This is a genomic window from Nocardia sp. NPDC004722 (assembly GCF_053601505.1).
The window spans coordinates 1-6745 of the sequence record NZ_JBSGBY010000476.1 but is presented as its reverse complement, the minus strand read 5'-3'; the positions used below and the strand labels follow the sequence as shown (position 1 = coordinate 6745).

The 6745-nt window shown below is 67.5% G+C and carries 7 protein-coding genes; 6 read left to right on the top strand and 1 reads right to left on the bottom strand.

Annotated elements, in window-relative coordinates; genetic code table 11:
- The coding region (gene crcB, locus ACWELQ_RS33770) for a fluoride efflux transporter CrcB (protein WP_452401089.1) at positions 1–466 on the top strand (466 nt) is incomplete at its 5' end.
- Positions 467–474: 8 nt separating this feature from the next.
- On the opposite strand, the gene ACWELQ_RS33765 is transcribed toward crcB, so the two are convergent.
- Entirely contained in the window at positions 475–1383 is a 909-nt protein-coding gene (locus ACWELQ_RS33765; protein WP_452401088.1) for a helix-turn-helix domain-containing protein, read from the bottom strand.
- A 243-nt stretch (positions 1384–1626) separates the two neighbouring features.
- Here ACWELQ_RS33765 and cysD point away from each other — a divergent pair, with 243 nt between their 5' ends.
- The 5 genes from cysD to ACWELQ_RS33740 all read left to right on the top strand — a co-directional run.
- Complete coding sequence (cysD, locus tag ACWELQ_RS33760) at positions 1627–2532, top strand: sulfate adenylyltransferase subunit CysD (protein WP_452401087.1); 906 nt, start codon at positions 1627–1629, stop codon at positions 2530–2532.
- Complete coding sequence (gene cysC, locus ACWELQ_RS33755) at positions 2532–4394, top strand: adenylyl-sulfate kinase (protein ID WP_452401086.1); 1863 nt, start codon at positions 2532–2534, stop codon at positions 4392–4394. Before cysD ends, cysC begins: the two co-directional genes overlap by 1 nt.
- Positions 4394–5590, top strand: coding sequence for a hypothetical protein (locus tag ACWELQ_RS33750; RefSeq protein WP_452401085.1), 1197 nt, complete (start codon positions 4394–4396; stop codon positions 5588–5590). Before cysC ends, ACWELQ_RS33750 begins: the two co-directional genes overlap by 1 nt.
- A complete protein-coding gene (locus tag ACWELQ_RS33745; RefSeq protein WP_452401084.1) occupies positions 5590–6387 on the top strand; it encodes an SDR family oxidoreductase in 798 nt (265 codons plus the stop codon). The genes ACWELQ_RS33750 and ACWELQ_RS33745 overlap by 1 nt, the downstream gene beginning before the upstream one ends.
- Positions 6388–6405: 18 nt before the next feature.
- Positions 6406–6745 (top strand): sulfotransferase (locus ACWELQ_RS33740; RefSeq protein ID WP_452401083.1); only part of this gene is annotated, 340 nt, incomplete at its 3' end.

The window sequence follows — 6745 nt, the reverse complement described above, 5'->3', positions numbered from 1 at the left end:
GGAGCTGACCACGGCGGAACAGGTTCGGCTGCTGGCGGATCGGCAACTCGACGCGGGCCTGCTGCAATACCCGGTGGACGCGGTCGGCCTGGAAGGTGACCGCATGACGCTGCTGCTCATCACCCTCGGCGCGATGGTCGGCGCACCGCTGCGCTACCTCACCGACCGTGCCGTGCAGACCCGGCACGACAGCGTATTCCCCTGGGGCACATTCACCGTCAACCTCACCGGCTGCCTGGTGCTGGGCGGGATCTCCGGGGCTGCCCTCTCCACACCGTGGATGATGTTGGTGGGCACCGGTTTCTGCGGCGCGCTGACCACGTACAGCACCTTCAGCTTCGAGACGGTCCGCCTGGCCGAACAACGCGCCTACCTGTACGCGGCCCTGAACGTCGTCACCAGCCTGATCGCGGGCCTGGGCGCGACACTGCTCGCCTACACCGCCGTGCAGTCCCTGCTCGGCTGAACCGGCCGTCAGGCCCGCAGCGTGGTGGTGACGGAGGTCGCCGCGGTGACGGTGGCGGCGGCCAGGGCGCGCAGGCGGGCGGCGGGGAGATTGGTGTCGGGGCAGGACACGATGGAGGCGATCACCGTGCCGTCGGCGGCGAAGACGGGAGCCGCGACGGAGACGACGGCATTGTGGTCGCCGAGTTCGTCGGGCAGGTAGTCGATGGTGATGAGGTCGGCGATCATGGCCGACAAGCGGTGTCGTAGCGGGTCGGTGACCGGTGAATGGCGCAGGGTCGCCAGCGCTTCGAGCATGGGCGCGGATTCGTCGGCGAGGCGTTCGACGGAGTAGCCGCGTTCGGCGATGACGTCGAGGACGGCGGTCAGGCGCGGGCGGTGCAGCGGGTCGGCGCCCTCGAGCCAGGCGGCGCGTTCGGATTCCGGTGCCCAGGCGATGAATTCGCGGCAGACCGGCGGGGCGAAGGGCATGCGCCGGGCGGGGCGGATCCACGGCACCGACGGGGTGCCGATGACCTCGGTGATGACGATGGCGTCGATCTCGCGTTCGGCCAGGAACACCGGCACGCGCTGGTCGTCGGCGAGGCCGTGCAGGGCATCGAGGGCCAGCCGCCGCAGCGGGAAGGCGGTGTCGGCGCGGCGCGCCACGGTCAGCAAACCCAGTCCGAGGCTGTAGTTTCCGTCGCCGTCGCGCACGGTCCAGCCGTCGGCGGTGAGCTGGGTGAGCACGGCGTGCGCGGTGGCGCGGGACATGCCGGTGGCACGCACGATGCGGGCGAGGGAGAGCCGCTCACCGGTGTGCCGGGACAGCAATTCGATGGCCTGCACCACCCGGTGGGTCGGCGGCGAGGCGGCGGCAGCCGGCTCGATCGCCGCGCCCGGGCCGGAAGCTACTGGGGCGGTGGTGGATTCAGGCAACTCGATCCCTGCTGGTGTCGGTCCCGGCGGCCCGGGCGGTCTCGGGGGAATCGTATCGGTCGGGGTATCGGTCGACCGCATCGGAGTGGTTCGGGTGTGCGGGAATTCGGGCGCGGGTATTGACCGCCGCCCGGGTGCCGACCTATCGTCGGTGTCACATTATCGAACAATAGCGTCGAATATTCGACACCGCAAGCCTTCGGGTGAAGCAGGACGACGACGCGACGAGTGGGTTGAGAAGAGATGCGCGCGGGATATGAGCTGTCGCACCTGAACGCCTTGGAGGCGGAATCGGTGCACATCATTCGGGAGGTGGCGGCCACCTTCGAACGGCCGGTGCTGCTGTTCTCCGGCGGCAAGGACTCCGCGGTCATGCTGGAGCTGGCGCGCCGGGCGTTCTGGCCCGCGCCGCTGCCGTTCCCGCTGTTGCACATCGACACCGGGCGCAATTTCGACGAGGTCATCGACTTCCGGGACCGGACGGTCGCGCGATTAGGTGCGCAACTGCTGGTCGGCAGCGTGCAGGACGACATCGACGCGGGCCGGGTCACCGAGAAGCCGGGCGAGACGCGAAACCGCTTGCAGACCACCACCCTGCTGCGCACGATTCGCGAGCATCGTTTCGACGCCGTCTTCGGTGGCGCGCGGCGCGACGAGGAGAAGGCGCGCGCCAAGGAGCGGGTCTTCAGCTTCCGTGACGAGTACGGGGCCTGGGATCCGCGCGCGCAGCGCCCGGAGGTGTGGAACCTCTACAACGGGCGGCACGCCAAGGGCGAGCACATCCGAGTGTTCCCGCTGTCGAACTGGACCGAGCTCGACATCTGGGAGTACATCGACCAGGCCGAGGTGGAGTTGCCGCCGCTGTACTACGCGCACAACCGCACCGTGGTGGAGCGCGACGGAATGCTGTTGGCGGACAACCGATTCCTGACCTTCGGTCCCGAGGAGCGGCGTTTCGAGGCCAGCGTCCGCTTCCGCACGCTCGGTGACGCCGACTGCACCGGCTGCGTGGAATCCGCCGCCGCCACCCCCGCCGAGGTGATCGCCGAGACCGCGGTCACCCGTCTCACCGAGCGCGGCGCCACCCGCGCCGACGACCGTATCTCCGAGTCCGGCATGGAAGATCGCAAGCGAGAGGGCTACTTCTGATGCGCCGCAACCTTTTGCGCCTGGCCACCGCGGGCAGCGTCGACGACGGCAAGTCGACCCTGATCGGGCGGCTGCTGTTCGATTCCAAGAGCCTGTTCAGCGACCAGCTGGACGCCATCGAGCGCGCGAGCCTCTCGCGCGGCTCCGACGGGCCGGACCTGTCGCTGGTGACCGACGGCCTGCGCGCCGAGCGCGAGCAGGGCATCACCATCGATGTCGCCTACCGCTACTTCGCTACGCCGCGAAGGAAATTCATCATCGCCGACACCCCCGGGCACGTGCAGTACACGCGCAACATGGTGACCGGCGCGTCCACTGCGGATCTCGCGCTCATCCTGGTCGACGCGCGCAAGGGCGTCTCCGAGCAGACCCGCCGTCATGCCTTCCTGTCCTCGCTGCTTGGCGTCGGGCACCTGGTGCTGTGCGTGAACAAGATGGACCTGGTCGACTGGTCGGAGCAGCGCTTCGAGGAGATCCGTTCGGAATTCGCGGATTTCGCCACCAAGCTGGATGTCGGCGACTTGAGCTTCATCCCGGTCTCGGCGCTGCACGGCGACAATGTGGTGGACGCCTCCGAGCACACGGCCGACTGGTATCCGGGCCCGCCGCTGCTGCGCCACCTCGAAGAGGTGCACGTGGCCTCCGACCGCAACCTCATCGACAACCGGCTGCCGGTGCAGTACGTGATCCGGCCGCACGGGGAGAACCAGCGCAGTTACGCGGGCACCGTGGCGGGCGGCATCTTCAAACCGGGCGATGAGGTCGTCGTGCTGCCGTCGGGCCGCACCAGCCGGGTCGCGCAGATCTGGGCTCCGGGCGGCGGCAAGGTCGAGGAGGCGTTCACGGGGATGGCGGTATCGCTGACCCTCGACGACGAAATCGATATCGGCCGTGGGGATATGCTCGCCCGGCCCGGCAACCAGCCGCACACCGACCGAGAACTCGACGCTATGGTGTGCTGGTTCTCCGATGACACGCAGCTGCGGGCGGGGAATTCGTACTCCATTCGCACCGCGACTCAGACCTCGAAGATCGAGGTGGCCGACCTGGACTACCGGCTCGACGTCAACACCCTGCACCGGCAGACCGATGCGGAAGCCTTGGGGCTCAACGACATCGGGCGCGTCACGTTGAAAAGCCGCCAGCCGCTGCTGTTCGACCCGTACCGCGAGAACCGGGCCACCGGCAGCTTCATCCTCATCGACGAGACCAGCAACCAGACCGTCGCCGCGGGCATGATCACCGGACGCTCCACCGGCACACCGCGTGTCGAGCACAAGGCGTCGAATGTGGTGTGGCACAGCTCCGCCGTCGAACGCGGACAGCGTTTGAGCACCGGCGCGACCGTGTGGCTGACCGGGCTCTCGGGCTCCGGGAAATCCACCATCGCAGTCGAATTGGAGCGTCAGCTCATCGAGTCCGGGCAGCCCGCCTATCTGCTCGACGGCGACAATCTGCGGCACGGGCTGAACAAGAACCTCGGCTTCACCGACGAGGACCGGCGCGAGAACATCCGCCGGGTCTCCGAGGTCGCGGCACTGTTCGCCGACGCGGGCGTGGTCGCCATCGTCTCGCTCATCAGCCCGTTCCGCGCCGAGCGGCGGGAAGCGCGAAAACTGCACGACGGCAGGCATCTGCCGTTCCGTGAGGTCTTCGTCGACACCCCGCTCGAAGAGTGCGAACTGCGCGACCCGAAGGGCCTCTACAAGAAGGCCCGCGCCGGTGAGCTGCCCGAATTCACCGGTGTCAGTTCGCCGTACGAGCGGCCGGAGTTCGCCGATCTGACCATCCTCCCCTCGGACGGGACGCCGTCCGAGATCGCCCATCGAATTCGAGAATCACTAGGGATCGCAGAAAACTGATGACAGACATCGAAAACGCCGAGCTGCCGCTCACCGAGCCGTTCCTCGCCGCCGTCGCCGAGGCCGAGAAGCTCATCGCCGCAGCGGATTTCATCCGTGACCCGCACGACTTGGCGGAGGGGTACGACTACCTGCAAGCCGGGATCGCCGCGGTGCTGCAGCTGTCGCGGGCGCACGGGACCTCGCACCCGTACCTGGTCACCGCGACCGGGCCGTACACCAAGATGGGCCTCGACAACCCGGACACGCTGTACTGGAGCGCCAATGTCGAGCCGAACGCGGAATACCTGCTCACCGGCGTGCGCGGCAGCACCGTCGACCTGAGTTTCCAGGTGCTCAAGGGCGATTACACCGCCTCCGAGGTGCCCGGCGGTGACGACGCGTTCGACGATCGTCGGTTGCGGATCAACGAGGACGGCAGCTTCCAGCTGCGCTTCGGGCCGCCCAAGGAGAACCCGGGGGAGAACTACTTCGTGCTCCCCGAGGGCGCGTCCATGCTGGCCGTGCGCGAGGTCTACAGCGACTGGGATACCGAGCGCAAGGGCAGCATTCGCATCGAACGCGTCGACACCGTCGGCACCGCGCCGGCCGAGGCGGGCGTGGAAGTACTGCGCAAGCGCTACCGGGCGGCCGGGCGCATGCTGCTGACCCGGGTGCACACCTGGTTCAACTTCCCCAAATGGTTCTACCTGAACCTGCCGGTCAACACGCTGACCGAACCGCGGCTCACGCCGGGCGGGCTGAGCACGCAGTACTCCTCGGTGGGGCATTTCGAGCTCGAGGACGATCAGGCGCTGATCATCACCGTGCCGAAATCCGATGCGCCGTATCAGGGTTTCCAGCTCGGCAGCCGCTGGTACATCTCCCTGGACTACGTCAACCACCAGACCTCGCTGAATCATGCGCAGGCGCAGGTGGATCCGGACGGGATGATCCGGATGGTCGTTTCGGCGCGGAATCCGGGCGTCGCCAACTGGATCGAGACCACCGGCCGCAAGCTGGGCATTCTCCAATTCCGCTGGCAGCGGGTGGACCGGCCGATGACGCCGGAGGACGGGCCCACGATCGAGCTCGTGCCTTTCGACAAAGTGGCTGAACAACTGCCCAACTTCGAACACAATCGGATCGACGAGAACGGCTGGCGCGAGCGGATCGCCGCTCGCCAGCGCGCTTTCGCGGAAAGGATGCTCGGGTAATGACCAGGCTGAAGACAGGACTGCTGGCCGACAAGGTCGTCGTGGTCAGCGGTATCGGACCCGGTCTGGGCCGTTCCATCGCACTGGAGGCCGCGGCCGCCGGGGCCAAGGTCGTGCTCGCGGCGCGCACCGAATCCAAGCTGAAGGAGGTCGCCGAGGAGATCGCGGCCGAGGGCGGCGCGGAAACCCTGTGCGTGCCCACCGATATCACCGATGAGGCGACGGTCGCCAACCTCGCCAAGCAGACCCTCGATACCTTCGGCCGGGTCGACGCGCTGATCAACAACGCGTTCAAGGTGCCGTCGATGAAGCCGCTGGCGCGCACCGACTTCGAGCAGATCCGCGAGAGCGTGGATCTCACCGTGCTCGGCAATCTGCGTATGACGCAGGCGTTCACCGACGCGCTGGCCGAGACCAAGGGCTCGGTCGTCATGGTGAACTCCATGGTGCTGCGGCATTCCGAACCCCGCTACGGCAGCTACAAGATCGCCAAGGCGGCGCTGCTGGCCATGTCGCAGACCCTCGCGACGGAGTTGGGGGAGAAGGGTATTCGCGTCAACAGCGTGCTGCCCGGCTACATCTGGACCGATCAGCTCAAGTGGTACTTCGGCGAGATCGCCAAGAAGTACGGCATCACCGAGGAGCAGGTCTACCAGCAGACCGCGTCCAAGTCCGATCTCAAGCGGCTGCCGCTGCCGGATGAGATCGCGCAGACCATCGTGTTCCTGACGTCGCCGTGGGCCAATGCCGTCACCGGGCAGACCATCGACGTCAACTGCGGCGAATACCACGTCTGAGCTAGGAGTTTCACCACCATGACCGGACGTACCAACGTCGGCACCGTCGAGGATCTGCACCACTCGGCGTCCAAGGTCTGCGGGCTCACCGATTTCGGGTCCGACGACTATCTCGAGGCGCTCGGCGTGCTGCTGGAGTCCTACCAGCGCGATGCCGGGCTCACCGAGCTCGGCTCCAAGATGAGCCGCTACTTCCTGCGTGGCGCGCTCGTGGCCCGCGCGTTGAGCGAAGCCTCCTGGGCGGCCAACCCGACCCACACCGAAACTCGCGTCACCAGGCCGATTTTCGTGACCGGGCTGCCCCGCACCGGCACCACCGCCCTGCACCGCCTGCTCGCCGCCGACCCGCAGCACCAGG

Coding starts and splice junctions, on each gene's coding strand:
- cysD (WP_452401087.1), top strand. CDS start 1,627: ATGCGCGCGGGATATGAGCTGTCGCACCTGAACGCCTTGGAGGCGGAA.
- cysC (WP_452401086.1), top strand. CDS start 2,532: ATGCGCCGCAACCTTTTGCGCCTGGCCACCGCGGGCAGCGTCGACGAC.
- ACWELQ_RS33750 (WP_452401085.1), top strand. CDS start 4,394: ATGACAGACATCGAAAACGCCGAGCTGCCGCTCACCGAGCCGTTCCTC.
- ACWELQ_RS33745 (WP_452401084.1), top strand. CDS start 5,590: ATGACCAGGCTGAAGACAGGACTGCTGGCCGACAAGGTCGTCGTGGTC.